Origin of the sequence: Ruegeria sp. HKCCA5839 (genome assembly GCF_013035585.1) — a bacterium.
GTDB lineage: Bacteria > Pseudomonadota > Alphaproteobacteria > Rhodobacterales > Rhodobacteraceae > Ruegeria.
The window spans coordinates 1-26,988 of sequence record NZ_WQIE01000015.1 but is presented as its reverse complement, the minus strand read 5'-3'; the positions used below and the strand labels follow the sequence as shown (position 1 = coordinate 26,988).

Annotated in this window: 38 protein-coding genes and 2 pseudogenes; all 40 read right to left on the bottom strand. The window is 56.1% G+C overall.

The features are described from left to right. Positions 1-99 precede the first annotated feature (99 nt). The gene (locus tag GOV38_RS21500; RefSeq protein WP_171208783.1) at positions 100-1,410 is read right to left on the bottom strand and encodes a replication-associated recombination protein A; all 1,311 of its coding nucleotides are present in this window, start codon (positions 1,408-1,410) and stop codon (positions 100-102) included. 4 nt (positions 1,411-1,414) lie between these two features. Next, positions 1,415-2,800: a trypsin-like peptidase domain-containing protein gene (locus GOV38_RS21495; RefSeq protein ID WP_171208784.1), complete on the bottom strand. Its 1,386-nt coding sequence runs from the start codon at positions 2,798-2,800 to the stop codon at positions 1,415-1,417. A gap of 99 nt (positions 2,801-2,899) precedes the next feature. Continuing rightward, the gene (locus GOV38_RS21490; RefSeq protein ID WP_171208785.1) at positions 2,900-3,469 is read right to left on the bottom strand and encodes a hypothetical protein; all 570 of its coding nucleotides are present in this window, start codon (positions 3,467-3,469) and stop codon (positions 2,900-2,902) included. Positions 3,470-3,618: 149 nt separating this feature from the next. Continuing rightward, positions 3,619-4,038 carry a 50S ribosomal protein L17 gene (rplQ, locus tag GOV38_RS21485; RefSeq protein ID WP_171208786.1) on the bottom strand — a complete coding sequence of 140 codons (420 nt, stop codon included), beginning with the start codon at positions 4,036-4,038 and terminating at the stop codon, positions 3,619-3,621. Positions 4,039-4,157: 119 nt separating this feature from the next. Further along, on the bottom strand, positions 4,158-5,174 hold the full coding sequence (locus GOV38_RS21480) for a DNA-directed RNA polymerase subunit alpha (protein ID WP_171102885.1): 1,017 nt from the start codon (positions 5,172-5,174) through the stop codon (positions 4,158-4,160). A gap of 115 nt (positions 5,175-5,289) precedes the next feature. Continuing rightward, positions 5,290-5,679 carry a 30S ribosomal protein S11 gene (rpsK, locus tag GOV38_RS21475; protein ID WP_008757289.1) on the bottom strand — a complete coding sequence of 130 codons (390 nt, stop codon included), beginning with the start codon at positions 5,677-5,679 and terminating at the stop codon, positions 5,290-5,292. A 15-nt stretch (positions 5,680-5,694) separates the two neighbouring features. Continuing rightward, on the bottom strand, positions 5,695-6,063 hold the full coding sequence (gene rpsM, locus GOV38_RS21470) for a 30S ribosomal protein S13 (RefSeq protein ID WP_171102884.1): 369 nt from the start codon (positions 6,061-6,063) through the stop codon (positions 5,695-5,697). A gap of 210 nt (positions 6,064-6,273) precedes the next feature. Continuing rightward, entirely contained in the window at positions 6,274-6,921 is a 648-nt protein-coding gene (locus tag GOV38_RS21465) for an adenylate kinase (protein WP_171102883.1), read from the bottom strand. Further along, complete coding sequence (secY, locus tag GOV38_RS21460; protein WP_171102882.1) at positions 6,918-8,282, bottom strand: preprotein translocase subunit SecY; 1,365 nt, start codon at positions 8,280-8,282, stop codon at positions 6,918-6,920. Before secY ends, GOV38_RS21465 begins: the two co-directional genes overlap by 4 nt. A 109-nt stretch (positions 8,283-8,391) precedes the next feature. Continuing rightward, positions 8,392-8,865, bottom strand: coding sequence for a 50S ribosomal protein L15 (rplO, locus tag GOV38_RS21455; RefSeq protein ID WP_171133749.1), 474 nt, complete (start codon positions 8,863-8,865; stop codon positions 8,392-8,394). A 153-nt stretch (positions 8,866-9,018) separates the two neighbouring features. Then, positions 9,019-9,927 carry a hypothetical protein gene (locus tag GOV38_RS21450; protein ID WP_254453177.1) on the bottom strand — a complete coding sequence of 303 codons (909 nt, stop codon included), beginning with the start codon at positions 9,925-9,927 and terminating at the stop codon, positions 9,019-9,021. A gap of 101 nt (positions 9,928-10,028) precedes the next feature. Further along, complete coding sequence (locus GOV38_RS21445) at positions 10,029-10,244, bottom strand: DUF1127 domain-containing protein (RefSeq protein WP_171102879.1); 216 nt, start codon at positions 10,242-10,244, stop codon at positions 10,029-10,031. 154 nt (positions 10,245-10,398) lie between these two features. Then, positions 10,399-10,596 (bottom strand): hypothetical protein, encoded by a 198-nt coding sequence (locus GOV38_RS21440; protein ID WP_171208788.1) that lies wholly within the window; start codon positions 10,594-10,596, stop codon positions 10,399-10,401. A gap of 36 nt (positions 10,597-10,632) precedes the next feature. Then, positions 10,633-10,902, bottom strand: a complete 270-nt coding sequence (locus GOV38_RS21435; protein WP_171208789.1) for an HlyU family transcriptional regulator — start codon at positions 10,900-10,902, stop codon at positions 10,633-10,635. Positions 10,903-11,212: 310 nt separating this feature from the next. Then, entirely contained in the window at positions 11,213-11,401 is a 189-nt protein-coding gene (rpmD, locus tag GOV38_RS21430) for a 50S ribosomal protein L30 (protein WP_008757946.1), read from the bottom strand. A gap of 12 nt (positions 11,402-11,413) precedes the next feature. After that, positions 11,414-11,983 (bottom strand): 30S ribosomal protein S5, encoded by a 570-nt coding sequence (gene rpsE, locus GOV38_RS21425; RefSeq protein ID WP_171102877.1) that lies wholly within the window; start codon positions 11,981-11,983, stop codon positions 11,414-11,416. A 174-nt stretch (positions 11,984-12,157) separates the two neighbouring features. Then, the gene (gene rplR, locus GOV38_RS21420) at positions 12,158-12,517 is read right to left on the bottom strand and encodes a 50S ribosomal protein L18 (RefSeq protein ID WP_171102875.1); all 360 of its coding nucleotides are present in this window, start codon (positions 12,515-12,517) and stop codon (positions 12,158-12,160) included. 11 nt (positions 12,518-12,528) lie between these two features. Beyond that, positions 12,529-13,062 (bottom strand): 50S ribosomal protein L6, encoded by a 534-nt coding sequence (rplF, locus tag GOV38_RS21415; protein ID WP_170467582.1) that lies wholly within the window; start codon positions 13,060-13,062, stop codon positions 12,529-12,531. A gap of 11 nt (positions 13,063-13,073) precedes the next feature. Next, complete coding sequence (rpsH, locus tag GOV38_RS21410; protein WP_068340741.1) at positions 13,074-13,466, bottom strand: 30S ribosomal protein S8; 393 nt, start codon at positions 13,464-13,466, stop codon at positions 13,074-13,076. A gap of 13 nt (positions 13,467-13,479) precedes the next feature. Continuing rightward, complete coding sequence (rpsN, locus tag GOV38_RS21405; RefSeq protein ID WP_010437098.1) at positions 13,480-13,785, bottom strand: 30S ribosomal protein S14; 306 nt, start codon at positions 13,783-13,785, stop codon at positions 13,480-13,482. A 19-nt stretch (positions 13,786-13,804) separates the two neighbouring features. Next, entirely contained in the window at positions 13,805-14,365 is a 561-nt protein-coding gene (gene rplE, locus GOV38_RS21400; protein ID WP_171102872.1) for a 50S ribosomal protein L5, read from the bottom strand. Beyond that, positions 14,358-14,669, bottom strand: coding sequence for a 50S ribosomal protein L24 (rplX, locus tag GOV38_RS21395; RefSeq protein WP_170576057.1), 312 nt, complete (start codon positions 14,667-14,669; stop codon positions 14,358-14,360). The genes rplE and rplX overlap by 8 nt, the downstream gene beginning before the upstream one ends. 2 nt (positions 14,670-14,671) lie before the next feature. Next, on the bottom strand, positions 14,672-15,040 hold the full coding sequence (rplN, locus tag GOV38_RS21390) for a 50S ribosomal protein L14 (protein ID WP_039523372.1): 369 nt from the start codon (positions 15,038-15,040) through the stop codon (positions 14,672-14,674). 75 nt (positions 15,041-15,115) lie between these two features. Beyond that, entirely contained in the window at positions 15,116-15,346 is a 231-nt protein-coding gene (rpsQ, locus tag GOV38_RS21385; RefSeq protein WP_068340771.1) for a 30S ribosomal protein S17, read from the bottom strand. 4 nt (positions 15,347-15,350) lie between these two features. Then, a complete protein-coding gene (gene rpmC / locus GOV38_RS21380; protein WP_010437082.1) occupies positions 15,351-15,557 on the bottom strand; it encodes a 50S ribosomal protein L29 in 207 nt (68 codons plus the stop codon). Positions 15,558-15,986: 429 nt separating this feature from the next. After that, entirely contained in the window at positions 15,987-16,607 is a 621-nt protein-coding gene (locus GOV38_RS21375; protein WP_171133750.1) for a 2OG-Fe(II) oxygenase family protein, read from the bottom strand. Between the two features lie 237 nt (positions 16,608-16,844). Continuing rightward, positions 16,845-17,258 (bottom strand): 50S ribosomal protein L16, encoded by a 414-nt coding sequence (gene rplP, locus GOV38_RS21370; protein WP_171102868.1) that lies wholly within the window; start codon positions 17,256-17,258, stop codon positions 16,845-16,847. A 12-nt stretch (positions 17,259-17,270) separates the two neighbouring features. Further along, positions 17,271-17,981, bottom strand: coding sequence for a 30S ribosomal protein S3 (rpsC, locus tag GOV38_RS21365; RefSeq protein WP_008758042.1), 711 nt, complete (start codon positions 17,979-17,981; stop codon positions 17,271-17,273). Continuing rightward, positions 17,981-18,361 (bottom strand): 50S ribosomal protein L22, encoded by a 381-nt coding sequence (gene rplV / locus GOV38_RS21360; protein WP_171102866.1) that lies wholly within the window; start codon positions 18,359-18,361, stop codon positions 17,981-17,983. The genes rpsC and rplV overlap by 1 nt, the downstream gene beginning before the upstream one ends. 3 nt (positions 18,362-18,364) lie before the next feature. Next, a complete protein-coding gene (rpsS, locus tag GOV38_RS21355; RefSeq protein ID WP_005980699.1) occupies positions 18,365-18,643 on the bottom strand; it encodes a 30S ribosomal protein S19 in 279 nt (92 codons plus the stop codon). Between the two features lie 3 nt (positions 18,644-18,646). Then, positions 18,647-19,489, bottom strand: coding sequence for a 50S ribosomal protein L2 (gene rplB / locus GOV38_RS21350; RefSeq protein ID WP_171133751.1), 843 nt, complete (start codon positions 19,487-19,489; stop codon positions 18,647-18,649). A 223-nt stretch (positions 19,490-19,712) separates the two neighbouring features. Further along, positions 19,713-21,443, bottom strand: a complete 1,731-nt coding sequence (locus tag GOV38_RS21345) for an AAA family ATPase (protein ID WP_171208790.1) — start codon at positions 21,441-21,443, stop codon at positions 19,713-19,715. A 106-nt stretch (positions 21,444-21,549) separates the two neighbouring features. Beyond that, positions 21,550-21,846 carry a 50S ribosomal protein L23 gene (locus GOV38_RS21340; protein WP_010437040.1) on the bottom strand — a complete coding sequence of 99 codons (297 nt, stop codon included), beginning with the start codon at positions 21,844-21,846 and terminating at the stop codon, positions 21,550-21,552. Next, positions 21,843-22,460: a 50S ribosomal protein L4 gene (gene rplD / locus GOV38_RS21335; RefSeq protein WP_171102852.1), complete on the bottom strand. Its 618-nt coding sequence runs from the start codon at positions 22,458-22,460 to the stop codon at positions 21,843-21,845. Before rplD ends, GOV38_RS21340 begins: the two co-directional genes overlap by 4 nt. Then, positions 22,457-23,191, bottom strand: coding sequence for a 50S ribosomal protein L3 (rplC, locus tag GOV38_RS21330; RefSeq protein ID WP_171133753.1), 735 nt, complete (start codon positions 23,189-23,191; stop codon positions 22,457-22,459). The genes rplD and rplC overlap by 4 nt, the downstream gene beginning before the upstream one ends. Positions 23,192-23,209: 18 nt before the next feature. After that, positions 23,210-23,524: a 30S ribosomal protein S10 gene (gene rpsJ, locus GOV38_RS21325; protein WP_008756422.1), complete on the bottom strand. Its 315-nt coding sequence runs from the start codon at positions 23,522-23,524 to the stop codon at positions 23,210-23,212. Between the two features lie 211 nt (positions 23,525-23,735). Continuing rightward, positions 23,736-24,446 carry an SMI1/KNR4 family protein gene (locus GOV38_RS21320; RefSeq protein WP_171208791.1) on the bottom strand — a complete coding sequence of 237 codons (711 nt, stop codon included), beginning with the start codon at positions 24,444-24,446 and terminating at the stop codon, positions 23,736-23,738. 207 nt (positions 24,447-24,653) lie between these two features. After that, positions 24,654-24,800 (bottom strand): annotated as a pseudogene (tuf, locus tag GOV38_RS21315) (elongation factor Tu); the annotation flags it as partial. A gap of 25 nt (positions 24,801-24,825) precedes the next feature. Beyond that, complete coding sequence (locus tag GOV38_RS21310; RefSeq protein ID WP_254430543.1) at positions 24,826-26,538, bottom strand: amidohydrolase; 1,713 nt, start codon at positions 26,536-26,538, stop codon at positions 24,826-24,828. 304 nt (positions 26,539-26,842) lie between these two features. Further along, positions 26,843-26,988: pseudogene (gene tuf, locus GOV38_RS21305) on the bottom strand (elongation factor Tu); the annotation flags it as partial.

Here is a 26,988-nt window from a genome sequence, read left to right as displayed (position 1 = left end):
TCCGCACGCGGTTCAAGCCTTTAGCTGCCTTTGAAAACATCCGCGTCTGTCGCGCGCGGGACCGGAAGAGTCAAGGCAGTACGCATCCGGGCCGCCAACTCACCCATTGCGTTGAGTTCTGAGCTTGGAAAAATAGTCCAAACGCTTCTTCAACTCACGCTCGAACCCGCGCTCAACCGGTTGGTACAGGCTGGGCCGCTCCATGTCTTCGGGGAAGTAGTTCTGCCCGGAAAACCCGTCTTCGGCATCATGGTCATAGGCATAGCCCGCCCCATATCCCTGATCTTTCATCAAAGATGTCGGTGCATTCAGGATATGTTTCGGCGGCGGCGCGCTGCCCGATTGCTTGGCCAAACGCATGGCCGCCTTATAGCCCACATAGGCCCCGTTAGATTTCGGCGCCAAAGCCAGATAGACAACCGCCTGCGCCAGTGCCAGCTCGCCTTCGGGGCTGCCCAGTCGCTCATAGGTCTCCCACGCGTGCAGGCAAAGCGATTGGGCTTGAGGATCGGCTAGCCCGATATCCTCGACGGCCATGCGCGTGATCCGCCGCGCCAGGTATCGCGGGTCTTCACCACCTGTCAGCATCCGCGCAAACCAATAAAGCGCCGCGTCCGGGTCTGATCCCCGTACCGATTTATGCAAGGCCGAGATCAGATTGTAATGCTCATCGCCTGACTTGTCGTATTTCGCCGCGCGCCGCATCAGTCGCGTGGCCAGCGCATCAGGGTCCAAGGGTGCCTCGACCGTCCAAGCCGAGACCTGTTCGATCAGGTTCAAAAGCGCACGACCATCTCCGTCAGCCATCTCTTGCAATGCTTCGCGTGCGGGGCCGGTCAGCGGCAGTTCGCGCGACAGTTCTGTTTCGGCGCGCTGGGTCAGGCGTTCCAGATCCGCAAGGCTGAGCCGTTCCAGAACCAGCACCTGCGCCCGGCTCAGAACCGCGGCGTTTAACTCAAAAGACGGGTTCTCGGTCGTGGCGCCCACCAGAAGGATGGTGCCGTCCTCCATATGCGGCAGAAACCCGTCCTGCTGCGCCTTGTTGAAACGGTGGATTTCATCGACGAACAGCAAAGTGCCCTGCCCGTTCTGACGTCGGATTTTGGCGGCCTCAAAGACCTTTTTCAGATCCGGCACACCGGTAAAGATCGCGCTGATCTGCACGAAATGCAGATCGGTTTCGCGAGCCAGCAAGCGCGCGATAGTCGTCTTGCCCACCCCGGGCGGGCCCCAGAAGATCAAGCTGGAGAGGCTGCCCGAGGCCAGCATCACCCCTAAAGGCGCGTCCGGGCCCAAGACCTGTTCCTGCCCGATCACCTCAGCCAGTGTCTGCGGGCGCAACCTGTCGGCCAGTGGGCGATGCGGGTCTGCCGCCGGGGGCGTTTCGCCAGTGTCGAACAGATCGCTCATCGCTCTACAATCGGAACCTCAGGGAAACCGCGCGATTGCCGCGCTGGATGTCCATCTGAACGCGCCGCCCGGGATTGGTAAGCGCATCGACCACATCCACCGGGCGCACAACAATCGTTCCGTTAATCGCGCTCACCACATCACCGGGACGCAAACCTGCCCGCGCCCCGAATGAGCCGGGATCAATGACGGCCACGCCCTCTTGCGACAGTGAAAGGCCCAAACGCGTGATCAGCGCCGGATTGACCCGTGCCACAACCAAACCCGGCAGAACGGTGCCACCGTCTAATGTCGTCTCCTCCGACGCGGGTGTTTCAGGGGCGGGGATCAGGGCCACTTCGATCTCTTGTCGGTCCGCACCTTTCAGCCGGGTCAGAACCGAGGTCCCGCCAACGCCCGCGATGGACATGCGGAACTTCATCTCGGCGGGAGAATTGACCTCTTTGCCGTCCACATGGGTGATCACATCCCCAACGGACAAACCCGCCTCGGCCAGCGGGCTAAGCGCATGCAGATCCGAGATGACAACACCTTCGGGCACAGCCAGACCAAGCGACTCCGCGATATCCGCACTCATGTGCTGGCCTGCCATCCCTGCCCAAGGGCTGATGAACCGCTCGTTCCCGGCGCGGGCCTGATCCAGATACTCGGCCACCAGATTGGCCGGGATAGCAAAACCGATCCCGTTCGAGCCGCCCGAGCGTGTCAGGATCGATGTATTGATCCCGATCAGATCTCCGTTCACATCGATCAACGCCCCACCCGAATTGCCCGGGTTGATCGGCGCGTCGGTCTGGATGAAATAACCACGCGCATTGCCCGTCGCCGTCCCGGTACGTGCCAGACCCGAGATGATCCCCGACGAAACCGTCTGCCCAACGCCAAATGGGTTGCCGATCGCAAGCGCAAGCTCGCCCACCGCAACCTGATCGGAATCGCGCAAGGTCAGAAACGGCAGGTCTTCAGCCTCGGCTAGTCGCAGAATTGCGATATCGCTTTCCCGGTCCCCCAAGACAACCTCGGCCGAATACTCTCGGCGATCTGTGGTCACAACGCGTATCTCAGTCGCCGCGCCGACCACGTGATAGTTGGAAACCACATAGCCATCGTCAGACAGGATCACCCCGGACCCCAGTGAGTTCTGCACACGCGGCTGCGGCGCGCCAAAGCCATCGCCGAAAAAGTCGCGAAAGAACGGATCCGCAAACAGCGGATTGGCCCGCCCCTGCCGGACGATCTTGGCATAGATATTTACCACGGCCGGAGCAGCCTGTTTCACCACTGGGGCAAAGCCAAGACTGATTTCCGTTTGTGACTGCGGAACGCGAGTCTCAGCCCAGATCGGCACGGTTTGGAGAAGGAACAGCCAAATTAGCAAAGTGCGAAACATTTCGCCTCCGGTCGACAACAATAGAGCATATGTAAAGGCTGACAAAATTTGCAAGCTATCGCCATGATAGGCTTGCAAGCTCACAATAGGAAACGAAGGTCATCCCCCGAACATGCGCGATAAGAAGCCTTTCTTTTTCGGTGCAGCTACCCGGAAAACGCGACTAGCATCTTCGGGGTCCAGAAACGCGTCGTGCCTGAAATCGATTTCGCTTGCCGCCAATTCGAGCGGGATCTCGAAGACATGATCAACATCTTCACCGTCCTCATGTTGATTGGCAAAGTGGTGGTCTTTGAGTTCCTCGAAATTCGCGGGAAGAGGACCATCAGTCGTTAGGTCAAATATGTCGTCTCCGTCACCTCGATGAGAAACGCACCAGATTTTCTTACCTTTGCTCCAGAATTCAGCCGAACACCACATCACCGTTTCATTTACATGACAAACATAGGTATCAAAGTTCTGAGAAAGGCTCGAGATTCCTGTTTCTTTTTCGCCAAGAAATTCCTCGTTCTCCGACCAGAAAATCGTCCATCCGCTGTTTTTCAACGTGGCCAACCACCAATCGCCATAGGGTATCTCTGACACGCTTTCAGCAATTGTCACCTCCAGCACGTCTGCGATTTTCTCGGCAGGAGCCTTGCTCGCCAGATAGCAAATTCGGAACCCCATTCGGTTTAGCCCTTTGATAAGTTTTCAGCGAAAATTAGCCATGAAAGGGTTGAGGGGCAATCAGATCAGCATCAACTCAATACACATACCACATTCGACAAAAAAACCCGCCCTGACGGACGGGTTTCGTACTTGCGGAGCCAACCGTCTTATTCGTCAGCAGCCTCTTCGGCGGCAACACGGGCCTTGTCGGCGGCGCCTTTGGCATCCAGGTCGCGGTCCACGAATTCGATGATCGCCATCGGAGCCATATCGCCATAACGGAAGCCAGCTTTCAGGATACGGACATAACCGCCCTGACGCTCGGCATAGCGGGGGCCCAGAACCTCGAACAGCTTCGCGACGTCCTTGTCTTCTTTCAGCTGCGATGCGGCCTGACGACGGGCGTGCAGGTCGCCGCGTTTGCCCAGGGTGATCAGCTTTTCAACGATCGGGCGCAGTTCTTTGGCCTTGGGCAGAGTTGTTTTGATCTGCTCATGTTCAATGAGCGAGCCAGCCATGTTTGCAAACAGAGCTTTGCGGTGCTCGTGCGTGCGGTTCAGGCGGCGGTAACCACGGGCGTGACGCATTTTCTAATTCCTTCTTTCGCGTTTTGCTTTGTCTGGCCGGCGATGCGTGTCACCGGCTCTCCTTGGGGCGGAACTGCCCATATGATCCCCGGCAAGCCCGGGCATTTGGGAAGACGCGTTTAGAACGCGTCTTCGAATTTCTTGGCCAGATCTTCGATGTTGTCAGGCGGCCAATCCTCGACATCCATGCCGAGGTGCAGACCCATTCCGGACAGCACTTCCTTGATCTCGTTCAGCGACTTGCGGCCGAAGTTCGGGGTGCGCAGCATCTCGGCTTCGGTCTTCTGGATCAGATCGCCAATGTATACGATGTTGTCGTTCTTCAGGCAGTTCGCAGAACGAACCGACAGTTCAAGCTCATCCACTTTCTTCAGCAGCAGCGGGTTGAACTCCAGACCATCATCTTCGTCCTGGCGGCCAGCCGCTTCGGGCTCGTCGAAGTTGACGAAGATCGACAGCTGATCCTGCAGGATACGAGCGGCAAAGGCCAGCGCATCTTCGGGCGTGATCGAACCATCGGTTTCGATCTTCAGGGTCAGCTTGTCATAGTCCAGAACCTGACCTTCACGGGTCGGTTGAACGTCATAAGCAACCTTTTTGACCGGCGAATAGATCGCGTCGATCGGGATCAGGCCGATGGGCGCGTCTTCGGGCTTGTTCTTCTCGGCCGAGACATACCCCTTGCCGGTGTTGACGGTCAGTTCCATGAACAGATCAGCACCATCATCCAAGTGGCAGATGACGTGATCGCGGTTCAGAACCTCGATGCCTGCGCTTTCGCTGATGTCACCGGCGGTGACAATCGCCGGACCCTTGGCATTGATCGACAGGCGCTTGGGGCCTTCGACTTCCATGCGCAGGGCAACCTGCTTGAGGTTCAGGATGATGTCGGTGACGTCTTCACGCACACCGGCAACGCTTGAAAACTCGTGCAGCACGTTGTCGATCTGAACGCTGGTGATGGCCGCACCTTGCAGCGAGCTCATCAGAACGCGGCGCAGCGCGTTGCCCAAAGTCAGACCAAAGCCACGTTCCAGCGGTTCAGCGACCAAGGTCGCCTGACGCGCAGGGTCGTTGCCCGGCTTGCCTTCCAACTGGGTCGGCTTGATTAATTCTGCCCAATTCTTGTGGATCATGTAATCCCTCCATTCCTGTCCGCGCCCCATGACCAACAAGGTGCAGACGCCCGAGGTTTAAAATGACGTGCTGGGGCCGTGCGAAAACGCGGGCCCCAGCTCAATTCAAAATCGCTTAGACGCGGCGGCGCTTCGGCGGGCGGCAGCCATTGTGGGCAATCGGCGTCACGTCACGGATCGACGTGATGTTGAAGCCAACAGCAGCCAGCGCACGCAGGGCCGATTCACGACCCGAACCGGGGCCTTGAACTTCGACTTCCAGCGTCTTGACGCCATGTTCCTGCGCCTTCTTGCCTGCGTCTTCTGCAGCCATCTGAGCGGCGTAAGGTGTCGATTTCCGCGACCCTTTGAAGCCCATGGTACCAGCAGACGACCACGAGATCGCGTTGCCCTGTACGTCCGAGATCAGGATCTTGGTGTTGTTGAAGGTCGAGTTCACATGGGCCACGCCCGATGCGATGTTCTTGCGCTCTTTGCGCTTAACGCGAGTCTTGTCACGTGCCATCGGTCAGACCCTCCCTTATTTCTTCTTACCGGCAATGGCCTTTGCGGGGCCTTTGCGGGTACGAGCATTGGTGTGGGTGCGCTGACCGCGAACCGGCAGGTTACGGCGGTGACGCAGACCGCGATAGCAGCCCAGATCCATCAGGCGCTTGACGTTCATCTGAACTTCACGACGCAGATCACCTTCAACGGTGAAGTTTTCGTCGATGTATTCGCGGATTTTCAGTACTTCGGCGTCCGACAGCTCGTTGACGCGACGATGCGCTTCAATGCCCACGGCTTCGCAGATCGCTTTCGCCGAGGTGTTGCCGATACCGGTGATATATGTGAGGGCGATAGGTACCCGCTTTGCAGTCGGGATGTTTACGCCGGCAATACGTGCCACGTGTCACTTTCCTTTTCGTTGCGGTTCCGTAACTCCAGAACCTTTTTTCACAACGCTTTACCGTGGCAGTGTCGCCAGAGGGTTCAGCATTATTCGAGGTGGTCGGGGCAAACGGGGCGAATCCCGCCTGCGGTCTTGATTCCCATTGGGGATGGGGGTCGATATGGGCTTTTGAACGTGTCGTCAAGCCCATATTCAGAACAAGCTGGGTTAGGCGTCCAACACGCCTGCGATCGCGCCCTGAACCTCTTCGATCTCGCCCAAGCCATCAACCCAAGACAGATTGCCCTTGGCGTGGTAGTAGCCGATCAACATCGAGGTCTTTTTATAGTATTCCATCAGACGGGTCTTGAGGCTTTCCTCATTGTCGTCTGCGCGGCGTTTGAAGTCATTCTCTTTGCCGCAGTTGGTGCATTTGCCATCCGCCGGGATCGGTTTGGTGATGTCATTATAGACCTCACCACAACCACCACAGGTCGACCGCGCCGTGATCCGTGCGACCAGCGCATCGTCATTGACCTCCATCGCGATCACGGCATCCAGTTTTTCACCGGTGCTGTCCAGCAGATCACCCAAAGCGTCCGCCTGCGCCAATGTGCGCGGGAAGCCGTCAAAGATGAACCCGCCCTTTGCGCCCTGCTCCAGCTTTTCTCGGATCAGGCCGATGACGATCTCGTCAGTGACCAACTCGCCCTTGGCCATCACTTCGGCCACGCGGTTGCCCATTTCAGTGCCGCTGTCCTTGGCCTCGCGCAACATATCGCCAGTGCTCAGTTGCACCATTCCGCGGGTTTCAACCAGATGACGCGCTTGCGTCCCTTTACCTGCCCCCGGGGGGCCGAGAAGAATGATGTTCATCGACGCGCCGGAGCCTTCTTACCGCGTTTTTTACCCTTGCCGCGCAGTTGGGACTTTTCGATCAGCCCCTCGTATTGGTGCGCCAGCAGGTGGCTTTGGACCTGTTGGATCGTGTCCATGGTGACCGAGACGATAATCAGAACCGAAGTACCGCCGAAATAGAACGGAATGGCAAACTGGCCCCGCAGGATCTCGGGCAACAGACAGACAGCCGCCAGATAAGCCGAGCCCAAAACCAGCACCCGGTTGACCACGTATTCCAGATACTCCGAGGTTTTCTTGCCGGGGCGAATACCGGGGACAAAACCGTTTTGCTTTTTCAGGTTGTCCGCCACGTCATCCGGTTTGAAGGCCACGTTGAACGTATAGAAATACGCAAAGAACACGATCATCGAGGCAAAGAACAGCAGGTAAAGCGGCTGTCCGGGGCCGAAATTGGCGAGCAACCAGGACATCACCGGCCCATTGGTGGCCCCTGATGAAAACGTCGAGATCGTCACAGGCAGCAACAGGAGCGAGCTTGCAAAGATCGCCGGGATCACGCCCGCAGGGTTCACTTTGACCGGCAGATGGCTTGATCCGCCCTCATAGACCTTCATACCGGCCTGACGGCGCGGATACTGAATATGGATCTTGCGCAAGGCGCGCTCCATGAACACCACAAAGGTAATGACGGCGATAACCATGATGATCACGCCCACGATCACGGCGGGGCTGATCGCACCGCTGCGACCGCTTGCAAAGAACTGCGCCAGCGCAGCCGGAACCTCGGCGATGATGCCAACAAAGATGATTAGCGAGATGCCGTTGCCGATACCGCGCGCGGTGATCTGCTCACCAAGCCACATCAGGAACATGGTCCCGCCGACCAGCGTGATCATGGTCGACATACGGAAATACAGGCCCGGATCGGTGGCCAGATCACCCGATTCCAGCGATACCGCAAGCCCATAGGCCTGCACGGTGGCCAATGCCACGGTGCCGAAACGGGTGTATTGGTTGATCTTCTTACGGCCCTGTTCGCCCTCTTTCTTGAGCTGTTCAAGCGCCGGTACCATCGATGTCAGCAGCTGCACGATGATCGAGGCCGAGATATAGGGCATGATCCCAAGGGCGAAGATACCCATCCGCCCCAGCGCCCCACCGGTGAACATCGAAACCATGCCGCCGATGCCTTGCCCCGCTTGTTCCATGAACTCGCGCAGCGCTTGCCCGTCAATCCCCGGCACCGGAATAAAGGTGCCCAGGCGATAGACGATCAGCAAACCCAGCGTGAACAGGATGCGGTTGCGCAGATCGGTGGCTTTGCCCAAAGCAGCCCAGCTTGTGTTGGCTGCCATTTGTTCTGCTGCTGATACCATAAATCGGTCTCTCTTATGAAAACACCGCCCGGAACCGTTTTCCGGCTCGGGCGGCGTCTGGGAAAACTTAGTGCTCTATGTAAGCAGGTCTCGGCCCGCTCACAAGCGCTTACTCTGCCGCAGCAGCTTTTGTGACCGTCAATGATCCGCCCGCTTTTTCGACTGCCTCGACGGCAGATTTCGAAGCACCGGTCACTTCCAGGTTCACTTTGGCGCTGATTTCGCCTTTGGCCAGAACGCGGACACCATCCAGTTTGCGACGCACCAGGCCCGAAGCAACCAAAGCGTCTTCAGTGATCGCTGCTTTGGCGTCGAGCTTGCCGGCGTCGATGAATTTCTGGATCAGGCCCAGGTTGATAACGGCAAATTCCTTGCGGTTCGGCTTGTTAAAGCCACGCTTGGGCAAGCGCTGGTACAAAGGCATCTGGCCGCCTTCATAGCCGTTGATGGCCACACCCGAGCGGGATTTCTGACCTTTGATACCACGGCCACCCATCTTACCCTTGCCGGAACCGGGGCCTCGACCGACGCGAGTGCGTTTGGGTGCGGCGCCAGGATTGTCGCGCAATTCGTTCAGTTTCATTTCGCTTCTCCTAAGCCGGATGTGACCCCCGAAGCGTGATGGGTCAAACACGGCATTTCTTGATTTTGATTCTCGTGGAGCAAAATCCACCGGAGCGCTCTACAGCGTTGCGACTTTCGATGCAAGTTCCGATCTTAGGCTACAGGCAATCGGTCAAGACCCATGCGCAAAAATCGGCGCTTCTCTGGGATCGATCCCATGCTTTGCAACCAACTGTCCGACAAGGCTGTTCGGGTCAGGTATGCCGCCGTACTTGTTGGATAAAATCGACCGCATCCGTCTGCCATAAAAGTGAATGGAAACGGTGTCCTCTTTCATAAACGCTGACAGGTCCGCACCTGGACGCGCCAATGCCCTGCGCCGCGAGAAATTCACAGGATAAAACACGTGTTCGGGCAAAGCGTGTTCGATTTCTTTCGTCTTCGTAAGCGCCCATGTGATCGCCTTGGGACCCCAGGCACCCCAGTAGACCTCAGGCACGTTGATGGGTTCGCCTTTTCCCTGCGCCTCTTGCAGCGGTATCCGGATACGTTTCGGGGTCCAAGGCGGAATAAGATAGGGATCTTGGGTGTAGGTATTAAGCAAACCCAAGGCTTCGCTATCGCGCGGCATCGCAAGCACCCCAATCGCAACCTCACCTTCGAGGTAGCCATAATAGTGACCGTTAGGCGTTGAAAATGGCTTCACGCAATAGGCATCGGTATCCGCCCAGATCAGATCGGGTTCCTGCACCAACATACGATATCGAAACTTGTCAGAATGCGGTGCCGGGCTTCCGGTTCGGCCATGCGTTATAAACTCGCTGTCGGGAAGAATGGTTCTGGCGTCGCGACGCTCAACCCCGTCTGGGATGTGCGTCACATCTCCGTAGGTATAGAGGCATACATGCTGTCCGGCATCCAAGAACGATTTGATGCAAAGCTGCTCAAGAAAGCTAAGGGGGCCATCGACCCATAACATTCCAATCTGGTATTCCCGCACGCTGCCGACTTTCTGCACTTGATCCGCAAAGGAGTTTCGCGGCCTGAACCAGCAGTAAGCAATTTTGCCGTCGCTGCGCAACGATCAGATTGTGAAGCAGGAGACAGGCCGTGCTTTTGATGCTGCAAAACAAAAGAGGCGCCGGGATGCCGACGCCTCTTGGTGAGTGTGTGGTTGGGATGTTACGCGCAGTATGCGTGATCGCGCGCGATATCCGCGATGTCGCAACGACGCACGCCGATATCGTTGAGCTCACGATCGCTCAGGCTCTGCAGTTCGTGGAAGGTGCGGTTGTATTCCGCCGACCGTGCGCGGGCTTCTTTTACGCGCTCGACCAGTGCTGCAAACCGGGCGCTCAGGCCAAATCCGTTATGTGTCAGTGTAGCTGTATGTGCCATATTTCTATTCCTTTCTGTACCGAGGCGTATTCCCCGGGCGTTTCCATTTGTTCCTTTTGGGACAGGGCTCAGATAGGAGTGTTTGGCAGCGCTAACAACACAGGTTTCGGTCTAGCCGTTATGCGTTTTGGGTATGGCACGAGGCCAGTATTGATCAGTCTTCGTTGCTACTTTTGGCAACGGCACGGCCGCCTGAATTATTATGCAAACTCGGCTTTACGTGCGTCACTGCAACAGTGAAAAGCAATTTTTCAATGGGGTTTTCATGAACCAAATGTTCAGAAAAAAGAACTGAATGCGTGTGTCCCGACCATTGCTTAGATCCCTCGTCGGCGATGGTGATTAATTCCATCTATGGGTGCGGTCCGGGAAGCAAACGAACTGTTCACTAGTCGAACATGCGCTCGCCCTGTTCGTCAATCACCTGTTTCGCCTTGGCGATGCTGACGCTTTCGGCCTGATCCCGACTTTCAAAGACATCTGCCCGGATCATTGTATGGGTCTTGCGATCTCCGTCGATGCTCTTTTCAATACGCGCCATCAGGCGGAACTTGTTGCCCTCGGCCATCAAGTCGGGGAAAATCTCGAACTCTTTGTACAAAACCGGCTCGGGCTTGGACTTTTCTGCGCCACCGAAGAGTTTAGACAATAGAGACATCGGGCCGCTCCTTTTAGCGTTGCGTAGGTCAGAGACTAGCGCCGATCGGTGGGTTGGTGAAGCGTGTTGTACACTCTTGTTGAAGGGTTCCTGAACCAAAAAGCGCTTTCATTGATTGGTCAAAACCTTGGTATTGGCAGCGACGATCCAAACCCTTGAAAAAACTATGGTGAACAAGGGCCCTTAACTCAACTCGATCTGACGCCAACACAGGTTCTGCCTCAATCCACCTGAGCTCTATGCAAACAGATAAACAAAAAACGCCCCCGACGTCGTCGAGAGCGTTTCAAGTTCTACAAAGAATTCGCGTTTAGCCGCGTTCTTCGATGATCTCGACCAGATGCGGGATCTTGTTGACCATACCGCGGACCGAAGGGGTGTCCTCCAGTTCGCGGGTTTTGTGCATCTTGTTCAGGCCCAGACCGATCAGGGTTGCGCGCTGTTCGGCGGGGCGGCGGATCGGGGAACCGATCTGCTTGACGACGATGGTTTTAGCCATGGTTCGCTCTCCTTACGCTTCAGCTTCGGCGGCAGCCGGTGCTTCGTCCCGCTTGGGCAGGATGTCAGCAACTTTCTTGCCACGACGCGCGGCGACTGAACGGGGGCTCTGCTCTTTTTGCAGGCCGTTCATGGTGGCGCGGATCATGTTATAGGGGTTCTGTGAGCCCAGCGACTTGGACACAACGTCCTTGACGCCCAGCATTTCGAACACAGCACGCATCGGACCACCGGCGATGATACCAGTACCTTCAGGTGCGGTGCGCATGACCACTTTACCGGCGCCGTGACGGCCCTCGATGTCGTGGTGCAGGGTACGACCTTCGCGCAGCTGCACGCGGATCATCTGACGCTTGGCCTGTTCAGTGGCCTTGCGGATCGCCTCGGGTACTTCTTTCGCTTTACCCTTGCCAAAGCCCACACGGCCTTTCTGATCGCCGACAACCACCAGAGCGGCGAAGCCAAAGCGCTTACCACCTTTTACGGTTTTCGACACACGGTTGATGGCGACCAGACGGTCGGCAAATTCCGGTGCTTCCTCACGGTCGCGGCCACGGCCCCGACGGTTTTCACGTTCTGCCATTTGGCATCCCTTTTCTCATGTGGCGCTCTCGGCGCCGTTTGCTTCAATCCAAGTGAGCCCCGACTGTCGCCGAGGCCCCCGGATCATCGGGGCGGATCGAAACCCGCCCGCAATCTTTGATATCGCGCATCTTGATCCGAAAACCGGTACCCAGTTTTCGGGATGCGCTTGGTCTTAGATCTTAAGACCACCTTCACGCGCGGCGTCGGCGACTGCCTTCACCTTGCCGTGGAACAGGAAGCCCCCACGATCGAAATAGGCCTCTTCGACGCCAGCCTTCTTGGCACGCTCTGCGATGGCCGCGCCCACTTTGGTGGCCGCTTCGATGTTGTTCTTGCCAACAACGCCCAGATCCTTTTCCAGGGTCGAGGCCGAGGCCAGGGTCACACCGCGCACATCGTCGATCAGCTGAACAGAGATGTTCTTGTTCGAGCGGTGGATCGACAGGCGCACTCGGCCTGCATTGACCTTGCGAAGTTTGTTCCGAACGCGCAGGCGGCGCTTCAGAAACAGGGTTCTTTTGCTGTTTGCCATTTTCTGCGTCCTTACTTCTTCTTGCCTTCCTTGCGGAAGATGAACTCGCCCTTATAGCGGATGCCCTTGCCTTTATACGGCTCGGGACGGCGCCACTCGCGGATTTTGGCCGCGGTTTCGCCCACCAGCTGCTGGTCGATGCCTTCCACAACGATTTCGGTCTGCTTCGGCGCGGTGATGGTGACACCTTCCGGAGCAGTGAAATCAACGTCGTGGCTGTAACCCAGGTTCAGCTTCAGGGTATTGCCCTGCATCTGCGCCCGGTAACCAACACCCTGAATCTCCAGCTCTTTTTTGAAGCCAGTCGTCACGCCGGTCACCAGATTGGCAACCATAGTGCGGCTCATGCCCCATTGCTGGCGGGCACGCTTTGACATGCCACGGGGGTCGATCTTGACCACGTTGTCTTCAACCGACAGCGTCACGTCGTCGGTGGCGGTAAAGCTACGGGTGCCTTTCGGACCCTTCACTTCGATGGTCTGACCCGACACAGAGGCGGTAACGCCGCTGGGCAGCTCGACCGGTTTTTTACCAATACGAGACATTGCAGACCTCCTTAGAAGACGGTGCAGAGCACTTCGCCGCCAACATTGTTGGAGCGCGCGTTTGCGTCCGACATCACACCTTTCGGAGTGCTGACAATCGACACGCCCAGACCCTGACGGACCTGCGGGATGTCATTGACGCCCATGTAGACGCGACGACCGGGCTTGGAAACCCGCTTCAGCTCGCGAATAACAGGGGTGCCTTCGTAGTATTTCAGGCTGATTTCAATGGCCGGATGACCGTTTTCACCGGTCGTCTTTTCATAGCCACGGATGTAGCCTTCGTCCGCCAGCACGTCCAGAACCCAACCGCGCAGCTTGGATGCCGGGGTGGATACGGTGGACTTGCCGCGCATTTGCGCGTTGCGGATACGGGTGAGCATATCGCCGATAGGATCATTCATATCTATGTCTCCCTTACCAGCTCGATTTCACCATGCCGGGGATCTGACCAGCAGAACCCAGCTCGCGCAGCGCGATACGGCTGACCTTGAGCTTACGATAGTAAGCGTGGGGACGACCGGTCAGCTGACAACGGTTGTGCAGACGGGTAGCCGAGCTGTTGCGCGGCAGTTTCGCCAGTTTCAGACGCGCTTTGAAACGCTCTTCCATCGGCTTGCTCTCGTCATTCGCGATTTCTTTCAGCTCGGCACGCTTTGCGGCATATTTGGCCACCAGGCGTTCGCGCTTCTTCTCGCGTTCGATCATTGCTTTTTTAGCCATGTCTTAATCCTCCGGGCGCTTACGCGTTGAACGGCATGTTGAACGCTTTCAACAGGCTTTTCGCTTCAGCGTCGGTTTTCGCTGTGGTGGCAATTACGATATCCAGGCCCCAGACCTCATCGACCTTGTCGAAGTCGATCTCGGGGAACACGATGTGCTCTTTCATGCCCATGGCAAAGTTGCCACGACCATCGAACGAGGGTTTCACACCGCGGAAGTCACGCACGCGCGGCAGCGCGATGGTGATCAGACGATCCAGGAATTCATACATCCGGTCACCGCGGAGGGTCACTTTGGCACCCAGCGGCATGTCTTCACGGACGCGGAAACCCGCAATCGATTTCTTCGCCTTGGTTGCAACCGCCTGCTGACCTGCAATCGCGGTCAGATCTTCGACAGCAGCTTTTGCTTTCTTCGAGTCCTTAACGGCCTCGGCACCACAACCGATGTTCAGAACGATTTTCTCCAGCTTGGGCAGCTGCATGTCGTTCTTATAGCCGAACTCTTCTTTCAGAGCGGCGCGGATGGTTTCAGCGTACTGAGCTTTCAGACGCGGGGTATAGTTTGCGGTATCAAGCATCGATCACGTCCCCCGTGGTCTTGGCAAAACGTACCTTCTTGTCACCTTCCATACGGAAGCCAACGCGGGTTGCTTTGCCGTTTGCGTCCAGCAGAGCCAGGTTTGACAAGTCAATCGGGTTTGCCTGAGGCAGACGACCGCCTTGCGAATTCTGGGTCTGGCGGGTGTGGCGGATGGCGATGTTGATGCCATCGACAACAGCTTTACCGGCTTTTGGGTCAACCGAGGAAATGGTTCCCTCTTTGCCCTTGTCCTTGCCAGCCAGTACGACGACCTTGTCGCCTTTGCGGAGTTTAGCAGCCATGATTACAGCACCTCCGGAGCCAGCGAGATGATTTTCATGAAGTTCTTGCCGCGCAGTTCACGCACAACGGGGCCAAAGATACGGGTACCGATCGGCTCGTTGTTGTTGTTCAGGATGACGGCGGCGTTGCGATCGAAACGGATCGCGGTGCCGTCTTCGCGACGGACTTCCTTGGCGGTGCGCACGACGACGGCCTTGCGGACGTCCCCTTTTTTCACGCGGCCGCGCGGGATGGCTTCCTTCACCGAGACGACAATGATGTCGCCAACGGAGGCGTATTTACGCTTGGAACCACCCAGGACCTTGATGCACTGAACTCGGCGAGCGCCAGAGTTGTCAGCGACATCCAGATTGGTCTGCATCTGGATCATTTGGTTTCTCCCGACCTGTGGGGGCTGTTCTGTTTAGATCCCCCAGGGTTTCGACAAATGAAAAGTCCTGGGGGCTTACGCCTCCAGAACTTCCCAACGTTTCGTCTTCGATTTCGGTGCGCATTCGATGATGCGAACGGTGTCACCGACCTTGAAGGCGTTCTTTTCATCGTGAGCCCGGTATTTCTTGGACTTCCGGATGGTTTTCTTCAGAACCGGATGCGTAAAGCGGCGCTCGACGGATACGGTTACGGTCTGTTCGTTGGCGTCGCTGGTCACGGTGCCTTGCAGGATACGCTTGGGCATCTGATTACTCCTCGGATGCCGCAGCAGCGGCCTTTTCGTTCAGAATGGTTTTGACACGGGCAGCATTGCGGCGGGCCGCTTTGATGCCGGCTGTGTTTTCCAGCTGACCGGTTGCCTGTTGAAAGCGCAGGTTAAAGCTTTCTTTCTTCAGGTTGGCCAGTTCCTCGCGGAGCTGGTCCGGGGTCTTGTCACGCAGTTCTTGGGCGTTCATCGCCTTTTTCCTTTGCTCAAAACACCAGAAGGCCCCGTTACAGGGTCACCTTGGACCTGGTGGATGAATGATAGACATACGAATCGCCCGACATAGCCGGGAGACCGCAAGATGCCGCCGTATAAGGGTTAAGAGGGTGGGTGGCAAGAGGAAGTTTGGGGAAACCGAATGTCCTGAAACCCATCTCCGGTTCAAGAAGGCTTACAAGCGTCCAACACCTGCAAGAACACAAAAAATGTGCCGCCGATTGTCCCTGCCCCAACTAACAACTCAAGCGTAGTTACGTTGCCAGAGCCCCGCAGTCCGATAAGTACCATTATGCTCTCACGAAAGTTCCAGCCTGTTCGATGTGAAATCAATACAAACAGCACCAATACCCCAACCCAGAACACCGGTGTCGCAGCTTCCATTGATTGCCTGATACAAGGATTAATCCCACTTGTAGTTAAAGCTGACACTGATCCGCTCGTCCTCGGCCATGTTCATCGGCACCTCATGCCGCAGCCAGCTTTCCCACAGCAAGACGTCGCCGACCTGCGGCTTCATATAGATGAACGACTGCAAATCCCGCCGCCCGCCTTTGATCCGCGTCGGCGCGGCCATCATGCGACCTGAGCGGGGGTCCTCCAGTTTCAATGCACTCGCCCCTTCGGGCATCGCCACATAGGTCGTGCCCGAGATCACGCTGTGCGGGTGGATATGGCTGGAATGCATCCCGCCTTCGGGCAAGATATTGATCCACAGGTCCTCCAGCTTCAGCGCGCCCTCGCCCAGATCGAATTCCAGATCTTTCGCAAAGGCTGCGACATGCTGATCCAGAACTGAAACCAGATCCGCAAAGATCGGAAACCGCCAGGGCAAATCGGTCAACGAGGCATAGCTGGTATAGCCGGGATAGCCGTTTTCCTCGCACCACTCCTGCCCGGCTTCATCGTCCTCGGCAATGACAAGGCACGAATTTTCCAACTCCTCGGCGTCGATCTTCGGATCGAACTCGGACAGGGCTGCACGGTAAAGACGGGTAACGAAGAGCGATTCAATCTGGGCCATGGGCCCGCTTTATATCAGCCGCGCGCCCTTGGCGATGGGTGTTTTGCGAGGCTCTGCCTCGCGCTCCGGGATATTTTTAACCAGATGAAGAACGGATCCTGTCTTCTTCTGTTCAAAAATATCTCGGGGGAGGCGCGGCTTGCCGCGGTGGGGGCAGCGCCCCCCAAAAAGTAGACCCCCGCCGGTTTCCCGACGGGGGTCAATCTTGTCACGAACAAGGCCTGAGCCCCAGATCGCTTACCAGTCTTCGCGGACCACAACGCGGGTCTTGACCGGCAGTTTCATCGCAGCCAGGCGCAGGGCCTCGCGGGCGATGTCGTCATTGACGCCGTCGATCTCGAACATCACGCGACCGGGCTTGACCTTGCAAACCCAGCGGTCAACCGAACCTTTACCTTTACCCATCCGCACTTCGATCGGCTTGGCCGTGACCGGAGTGTCAGGGAAAATGCGGATCCAGACGCGGCCCTGACGCTTCATGTGACGCGTCATGGCACGACGTGCAGCTTCGATCTGACGCGCAGTGACGCGCTCGGGCTGCAGAGCTTTCAGACCGTAAGTGCCAAAGTTCAGATCAGAGCCGCCCTTGGCTTCGCCCTTGATCCGGCCTTTGTGCATCTTGCGGAATTTAGTACGCTTTGGTTGAAGCATATCTTTCCCTCCTTAGCGACGACCGCCACCAGCACCACGAGGTGCAGGGCCGTCCTGGAGTTCCTGTGCTTTACGGTCACGTGCCTGCGGATCGTGCTCCATGATCTCACCTTTGAAGATCCAGACCTTGATCCCGATGATCCCGTAGGGGGTCATCGCTTCGGCATGTGCGTAATCGATGTCAGCACGCAGAGTGTGCAGAGGCACGCGGCCTTCGCGATACCACTCGGTCCGTGCGATTTCGGCGCCGCCCAGACGACCAGCGACGTTCACCCGGATCCCCAGGGCGCCCATGCGCATGGCATTCTGAACCGAACGCTTCATTGCGCGACGGAACGAAACGCGACGCTCCAGCTGCTGAGCGATGGACTCGGCAACCAGCTGCGCGTCAAGCTCGGGCTTGCGCACTTCGACGATGTTCAGGTGCAGCTCGCTGTCGGTCATGCGAGCAAGCTTTTTGCGCAGCACTTCGATGTCTGCACCTTTCTTGCCGATGATGACACCGGGACGCGCTGTGTGAATCGTGACGCGGCACTTCTTGTGCGGACGTTCAATGATCACACGGGCAACACCGGCCTGCTTGCACTCTTTGTTGATGAACTCACGGATCTTGAGGTCTTCCAGCAGAAGATCACCGTAGTCCTTGGTGTCGGCGTACCAGCGGCTATCCCAGGTGCGGTTGACCTGCAGGCGCATGCCGATCGGATTGACTTTATGACCCATTAGGCTTGCTCCTCAACTTGACGCACCTTGATGGTGATCTCCGAGAACGGCTTTTTCAGCGCACCAAAACGGCCACGAGCCCGCGGACGACCGCGTTTCATGACCAGGTTCTTGCCAACCCAGGCTTCGGCGACGATCAGTTCGTCGACATCCAGGTTGTGGTTGTTCTCGGCGTTGGCGATTGCGGATTGCAGGCACTTCTTGACGTCCTGCGCGATACGCTTGTTGCTGAAAGTCAGGTCGGTCAGGGCCTTCTCGACTTTCTTGCCGCGGATCATCTGCGCCACCAGGTTCAGTTTCTGCGGGCTGGTGCGAAGCATGCGGGTTTTCGCCATTGCTTCGTTTTCAGCCACGCGGCGGGGGTTCTTTTCCTTGCCCATGACTTACTTCCGCTTCGCTTTTTTGTCTGCGGCGTGGCCATAATAGGTGCGGGTCGGCGAGTATTCACCGAACTTCTGACCGATCATGTCTTCCGAGACGTTGACGGGAATGTGCTTCTGGCCGTTGTACACACCAAAAGTCAGACCCACGAACTGGGGCAGAATGGTGGAACGACGCGACCAGATTTTGATGACTTCGTTACGGCCCGACTCGCGCGCTGCTTCGGCTTTTTTCAGCACGTAAGCATCGACGAAAGGACCCTTCCAAACAGAGCGAGACATAGATTAACGTCCCTTCTTCTTGGCGTGCCGCGAGCGGATGATCAGCTTCTGGGACGCTTTGTTCTTGTTGCGGGTACGCTTACCCTTGGTGTCCTTACCCCACGGAGTAACCGGCGTACGGCCACCCGAGGTCCGACCTTCACCACCACCGTGCGGGTGATCGATCGGGTTCATTGCAACACCACGAACCGACGGACGCACGCCCTTGTGGCGCATACGACCGGCTTTACCGAGGTTCTGGTTGCTGTTGTCGGGGTTGGACACGGCACCAACGGTGGCCATGCATTCCTGACGGACCATGCGCAGCTCGCCCGAGCTCAGACGGATCTGAGCGTAGCCGCCATCGCGACCAACGAACTGAGCGTAAGTACCTGCCGCACGCGCGATCTGACCGCCTTTGCCAGGCTTCATCTCGATGTTGTGGACGATGGTACCGATGGGCATGCCCGAGAACGGCATTGCGTTGCCCGGCTTGATATCGGCCTTTGCCGACGCGATGACCTTGTCACCAACAGCCAGACGCTGAGGCGCCAGGATATAGGCCTGCTCGCCGTCTTCGTATTTTACCAGTGCGATGAATGCGGTCCGGTTCGGGTCATATTCGATCCGCTCGACGGTTGCCGCGACATCCATTTTGTTCCGTTTGAAGTCAACGATCCGGTAGAGACGCTTTGCGCCACCGCCGCGGCGGCGTGAAGTGATCCGTCCGGTGTTGTTCCGGCCGCCCGATTTGGTCAAACCCTCTGTAAGAGATTTGACCGGACGTCCTTTCCAAAGCTCCGAACGGTCGATCAGCACCAGCCCGCGCTGGCCCGGCGTCGTCGGCTTGTACGACTTGAGTGCCATGCTTTCTGTCTTCCGTTTAGCAAGTGCAGGGGATTTCCCCGCTATGTGATAGGCCCCCGTAGGTGCCCGAAGTGAAGGGCCCCGAAGGTCCCCGGTTACAAATATCAGAGGCCCCGGAACGAATCCGAGGCCGCAAGATTGGGAGCGTTTAGCAGTGTTGGGGGTGGGTGTCTATAGGTGCACTAGGACATTTGACAACAAAGCACGCCGAAACTCACCAACACTAAGCTCTCGGCAACTTTTCTTCAGCAGTCGATATAAAGCTGTCGATCGGACCAGAAATTTTGGAGTTTATTATCTTCTCGGAATTCTCAGCCGCGAACTCTGCTAGCCAGTGTTTTACTTCAAATTTAACACTCTCATTCCAAGGCTTTCCTGCCTCCTTAAACAAACGCTCAATAAAGTTGGACCATTTTTGTTTGACCTTACCCTTCGGCTTCCTTTTAGGATCTACGCCAAATTCAGCCAGGAACGCGCTTGAATAAACAGACTTATCATAAAGATCTTCTAGCTCGGCTTCATCGAGATGTGGAACGGAACATAAATTTACATCTCGCAACTTGAGCACTTTGTCATCAAGCGCTCTTTTAGTGGCAGATTGCCCAGCGCTGTCGTCATCTAAGAAGCACTGTACTAGGCAGGCGCCTGCGCGGTAAAATGATGCCTTCTGGCGTAGTCCGCTCGCACTACCTAGATGATCGAAAGTCACCGTGCCGGCCTCTAGAGCTTTTTGCAGAATTGGGCTCCGGTTGAAAAGAACTTGTTTCAGAACCTTTGCATCGTCGGTACCTTCTACTAAGAGAACCAATCTTGCGTTTTCCAGATTGTCTGAGAATCGAACTCCAAGTGCTTCCCTTATCTCTCCGACGTGAGATGCGGGTGCCGCCTTGCTAGCTTTTACAATAATCGTATTTCTGAGGTCGTGCGGGTTAACAAATAGTGGAGAGTGGCTGGTAAGAACCACTTGGTTTTTCCGAGCAAGAGTTTCAATCACTGATCGAAGTTCATGAACCGCTCTTGGGTGCAAATGAGATTCTGGCTCCTCAATCGCAATTACAGTGCTCACATCCTCTTCGTTTTGTTCCGAACCATGACGCATCAAAGCAAGCGCTACTAGGCTTTGCACACCATCCCCTTTGCGGTGCAACTTGGTCAAATTACCATCGTCGACAATGATTTCAACGTCACGTCGAAGCGATTGGAAACGAGACTCGCTTCTGCTTTTCAACTCGACGGATTTAACGCCCGGAAGAAAGTTTGAAACTGTTGTCTGAATGGTGTTTGCAAGCTCGTCGAAAACTGGCTGCTGCAACTCTTCAATCTTCCTGACAGCGCCTGCGTACTCAGGGTCACTTTCCAATCGATAAAGCTCCCGCTCGACTAGTCGAGAAATGACTTTGGTGGCAGATTGCGCCGTGCGTATTGCAGGAATGTACTCAAACCTGATCCGTTGAGATACAAAGTCCGCTATTCTTGTACTCTTTTTCGTTAGGGTAGCTTGACCTCTACCGGGTTTTCTTACGGATACGTCAAATGTACGCTGACCAAAGGCGATCATTAGCGGAAGCGTTCCATTAAGATTGCTCTTTATTTCATCTTTGAACTCTGCAGTTTCAGCCTCATCGAGTTCAAATTCTAACGTAATGTTCGTGGTGCTTGCAGCAGTCGCTCGACCCTGCTTGCCAACCGGAAAATCCGTCTCCCAATCATATCCAATCCGGCCGTGGCGCCGAATTACCGCTCCTGACGGGCTTTTTATCACCCTTCCGTCGACAGTCCTCCTCACTTGTCGATGCCATTCCACGAGAGCGTTCATAGCAAGCGTTAGTGCATGGAGAATGTTGGACTTCCCTTCATTATTCGCACCGACCAAAAGAGAATAGTCTGAAAGAGGAATTTTTCGTGCCGTTGTAATAGAGCGATAATTTTCGACCGAAAACGAAACTAGCTTCACAAATTTCTTCCTTAGGTTGACTTGATCAGATTCTAAGTCATCGTCGAAAATAAAAAAACCCCCGCTCTCGCGGGGGCCTTTATTTCTCTCCACAAACGTGATCCGATCAGAGACCGGTGCTCACGTCGATGGTGTTGCCCTCTTCCAGGGTCACATATGCTTTCTTGACGTCTTTCCGACGGCCCAGCTGGCCGCGGAACCGCTTGACTTTGCCTTTGGTCACGGTGGTGTTCACCGCTTTGACCTTTACACCAAACAGCGCCTCAACGGCCTCTTTGATCTGCGGCTTGTTGCTGTCGATCGCCACTTCAAAGACAACCGCGCCGTTTTCGGACGCCATGGTCGACTTTTCGGTGATGACCGGCTTGCGGATCACGTCGTAATGTTCTGCCTTCGCGCTCATTTCAGACGAGCCTCCAGTGCTTCGACAGCCGCTTTGGTGAGCACCAGGGTGTCACGCTTGAGGATGTCATAGACGTTTGCGCCCATCGACGGCAGGATATCCAGACCTTCGATGTTCTTGGACGCTTTCAGGAACCCTTCGTTCACGGTCGCGCCGTCGATGACCAGAGCGCGTTTCCAGCCCAGGTTTGCAACCTGTTTGGCCAGAGCGGCGGTCTTGCCTTCGGCTTCGGCGTTCTCGATCACAACCAGCTCACCTGCTTTGGCTTTGGCCGACAGAGCGTGGCGCAGGCCAAGCTTGCGGAACTTTTTCGGCAGGTCGTGGCCGTGCGAACGTGGGGTCGGGCCCTTGTAGATACCACCCTTGCGGAAGATCGGCGCGTTGCGGTCACCATGGCGTGCGCCACCGGTGCCCTTCTGGCGATAGATCTTCTTGGTCGAGTAGCTGGTTTCCGAGCGGGTCTTGACCTTGTGGGTGCCGGCCTGCGCGTTGTTGCGCTGCCAACGGACCACACGGTGCAGGATGTCCGCGCGCGGCTCGAGCCCGAACAGTTCGGCGTTCAGCTCGATGTTGCCGGCTTTGCCGCCGTCCAGTTTGATTACATCAAGTTTCATGCTTCACCACCTTCCGCGGGTGCTTCTTCCGCAGGAGCTTCGGTTGCCTCAGATACGGCCGACTTCACAGCAGCCGGGAAAGGCAAGCCTTCCGGTGCTTTCTTCTTGACGGCGTCCTTGACGGTGACCCAGCCCGATTTCGGTCCGGGAACGGCGCCTTTGATGAAGACCAGACCACGGTCGGCGTCGGTTTTTACGACCTCGAGGTTCTGGGTGGTGACACGGGCGGCACCCATGTGACCGGCCATCTTCTTGCCTTTGAACACCTTGCCCGGGTCCTGACACTGACCGGTCGAACCGTGCGAACGGTGGCTGATCGAAACACCGTGCGAGGCGCGCAGACCACCAAAGTTCCAGCGCTTCATCGCACCGGCAAAGCCTTTACCGATCGAGGTGCCCGAAACGTCAACCTTCTGACCTTCCAGGAAGTGTTCTGCCGAAATCTCGGCGCCCACATCGATCAGGCCATCTTCGGAGACGCGGAACTCGGCCAGCTTACGCTTGGGCTCGACCTTGGCAGCGGCATAGTGACCGCGCATGGCTTTCGAGGTGCGTTTTGCCTTGGCAGCACCAGCGCCCAGCTGAACGGCGGTGTAGCCGTCTTTGTCAGCGGTCCGCTGTGCAACAACCTGCAGGTTGTCCAGGTGAAGAACGGTCACAGGGATCTGCTTGCCGTCTTCCATGAACAGGCGGGTCATGCCAACTTTTTTTGCGATAATACCAGAGCGCATAATCTATACCCTCCGATCTTACGACTGCAGCTTGATCTCGACATCCACACCAGCAGCGAGGTCGAGCTTCATCAGCGCGTCAACGGTCTGGGGGGTCGGATCAACGATGTCGAGCAGACGCTTGTGCGTACGGATCTCGAACTGGTCGCGGGATTTCTTGTCAACGTGAGGGCCACGGAGAACCGTGAACTTCTCAATCTTGTTCGGCAGCGGGATTGGGCCGCGCACGTTCGCGCCGGTCCGCTTGGCAGTGTTGACGATCTCTTGCGTGCTGGCATCCAGAACGCGATAGTCAAATGCCTTCAGCCGAATACGGATATTTTGGCTTTGCATAGATACAGCCTTTTATCAGGCGTTGAGGTTGAGAGGAGGACAGACGCGCATCGCCAACCCTCATCGAACCCAAAAGGCGGGAATCACCCCGCCTTGACGTTCTTATTGAGAACTCGCGCGTATTAGTGGGGTTGGTGGGGTTTGGCAAGGGGTTTAACGAGTTTTCGCAGAGTATGAACCTCAGTCGATAACTTAGTGCTCAAATCTGTCGTTAGCTTCGATGCAGAAATCGCCTGAATCGCCCGAACAATCCTCCGGTAGTGTCACTTTTGTCATGGACTTCCTTTGCAAGCTGTTCCCAATTTGACGTTTCACCGGGCAATCGTTTCACCGAGGTAATCTCATTCCCGGCATCGTCATATCGTTTCATCTGGCGTGAAACTTCTTGTTTCAAAAATTCAGCCATGCTTGACCATCGGGCCCCAATCAAATCGTGGTCCTTATTGATGAGTTCGACTTCGCCAGCGCTGGTTAAATAGAGTTGGCCTTGAGAATACCATTCACCATTCATGGACCCTATTCCAAAATGACCTTCCGGGACGTAATCCGGCCTTAGGTAATACGCATTCTGATACCTTAAGCTAATCGGTTGCCCGATAACGTCGTCTAACGCTCTTGCATATTGACCTCCGGTTGCACCAAAAAGAGTGATTCCCATAATGCTCGCACCATTATATTCTCTTAGGAAGTCTGCGTATTGGGTTGGCAGATGTCTGTCACTTTCTTCTTCTGCCTGTGCAAGCTGATCGCCAATCAATCCAGCATAGAAGCGGCAAAGATATGCCTGCGGGGCGACCGTAGGTGTATGGCCAGTCGCAAACGAACCATGCTCGCCTTCAAAAAAACCCAGTTTGTCCCAACGCCCACGAATTGCCGCAGTAAGGTGCGCGAGCGCTTCCGAAATGTTTGGTTCTTTAGTCATTTACACACCTCAATCCGGTCGTGGAGGAACAATCTTCACAAGGAAGCGCTACTCACAGAACTATTAGGTTTCAATACACAAGAAGGTTGCATCTTAGAAACATAAGAAAAGGCCGCCCCCTTTCTGGGACGGCCTTCTTTAGTTCAACGGTGTGGGCTCTCATTGCTCTTTCAGAGCAACTGCCGCCCACCAGTCGGCAGAGCCGCCTTACTCGATAATCTTCGACACGACGCCCGCGCCGACGGTGCGGCCGCCTTCGCGGATGGCGAAGCGGAGGCCGTTTTTCATTGCGATGGCCGCGATCATCTCGACGGTGTAGCCAACGTTATCGCCCGGCCTAACCATTACTGCGTCGTTTCGCTTCCCTGACACCAACAGGCTAGTTCTCAACAAGCCACGGCTCTTCGACCTTCATGCCCTGATATACCGCGTGCAGGAAAAGATGAGCGATCACAGGGTCATTTGAAAATGGCGAGAATTGCAGATTTCCTTCTCTGATATCGCCTTCAGCTTCATAGATCACTTCGTCGCCCTTGATGGTCACACGTACTTCAAGTTCCGCCAACGTCTCTGGATCGACCGCCGTGGGATCGTCTGACAGGATCACAAAATCCGCGACCTTTCCAACTTCGATAGAACCCTTCGCATCTTCCTCGAAATGCTGCCAGGCGGGCCAGATTGTCATGGCTTTCAAGGCAGTCATGACATCAACCCTTTGATGCGGGCCCAAAATGTCGCCGGACCGGGTGCGCCGGGTGACCGTCGCGGCAAGGACACGCATGCTGTCTGGAAAAGCCACCGGAGCATCATGGTGCGTGCCGAAGATCATATCGCGCTCGCGCAGCCAACCGGTCGGCGAGATGTTGTCGGCATTCACTGGCCCAACCGTGTGATCCCGATGCCAGTCGCCCCAATAAAACGTATGCATTGGGAAAAGCGATGGAAAAACCCCGAGCCGTTTGAAGCTAGCGACCTGATCCTCTCTTAGAAACTGCCCGTGAACCAGAACCGGACGGTTGCCGGGGTCGCCATACTTGATCTGCGCTTCTTCGAGGGCTGCGATAAGCATATCAGACGCACCCTCACCGTTGGAATGAACAATAATTTGGAACCCGTTTTCGTAGCACCAGTTCACTGCGTCCTGGAGTTGTTCCATAGTGATGGCAGCGTATCCCGCATACCCGGCAGCATAGTTCCCGACCGGGTCGTAATAGGGTCGGTCCCGTAACGCTGTGAACCCCTGTGGCGAACCGTCAATTGTAAGCTTACAGCCACCGACCCGAACCCGGTTGTCATAGTTCATGGAAGTGTTGGCACCAATATATTCCCTGGCTTCGAGAACATCCGGGAACGCTACGACGTCGATGGGAAGCCCGTCTTCGGCAGCGACTTTCCTTAGAACCTCGACAATTTCACCAGAGGATCGACCTTCTTGCCCGGTTGTGTATCCAAATTTCGCCCAAAGCTTTGTGCCCGCTTTGGCAAATTCTGCCAGTCCATCCTCACCCAAATTTCCTAACATGGGCACAAGGACGGAAAAGAATGCGTATTCTTCCAGAACGCCGTTTGGCTCACCGCTTTCGTCCCGCTGAATCACGCCCCCCGCGGGAGCCTCTGAAGCAGCTGTGATGCCCGCCAGTTCCAAGGCTTTTGAGTTTGCAACACCCAAGTGCCCGGACTGGTGAACGATTACGACAGGCAAATCCTCAGACACTTTGTCCAGTTCTTCCCGTGTCGGGTGGCGCAGTTCCTTTAGTTGAGCATTGTCATAGCCAAACCCAATGATCATTTTCACTTGTTCAACAGCCTGCGCATTCTCTTCGGCCCATGCTGAAAGAGTGGATTGCAGACTGGCTATATCAACAACCTCGCCATCGGGCGGTGAAAGAAGGTTCGCAGAGAGAGCCTGCAAGCCTCCCATGACGACATGACCGTGGCTGTCGACGAAACCCGGAAGCATCGCGCGGCCATCCAAATCATAGGTTTCGGTCTTGTCCCCTTGGTGGGTCGACACATCAGAAAGTGACCCCACCGCTAGAATGCGCCCATCCTTGACGGCAACTGCTTCGGCTGAAGGTGCCGTGTCATTCATCGTAACGATTGGACCCCCGAGATAGATCCTGTCCGCGATTTGTTGTGATGACACTGGGGAAGAAAAGCTAATAATTGCGGTGACTGCGGTGACAAAACAAAGTGAACGAGCCGAGAAACACATCTTGTGACCTCTTTCTAATTGCTACGTCTAAATACGGAAGAGGTTAGCATCTCAGTCGGCTTGAGCAAAAAAGAAAAAGGCCGCCCCGGTTTGGGACGGCCTTCTTTAGTTTAACCGAGTTGCTCCCGGCAGATTTTCCTATGGAAAATCGCCTGCCGCAACCAGGCGCGGCAAGCGCGCCTTACTCGATGATTTTCGACACAACGCCGGCGCCGACGGTGCGGCCGCCTTCGCGGATGGCGAAGCGGAGGCCGTTTTCCATTGCGATGGGCGCGATCAGCTCAACGCCGAACGACACGTTGTCGCCGGGCATGACCATCTCGGTGC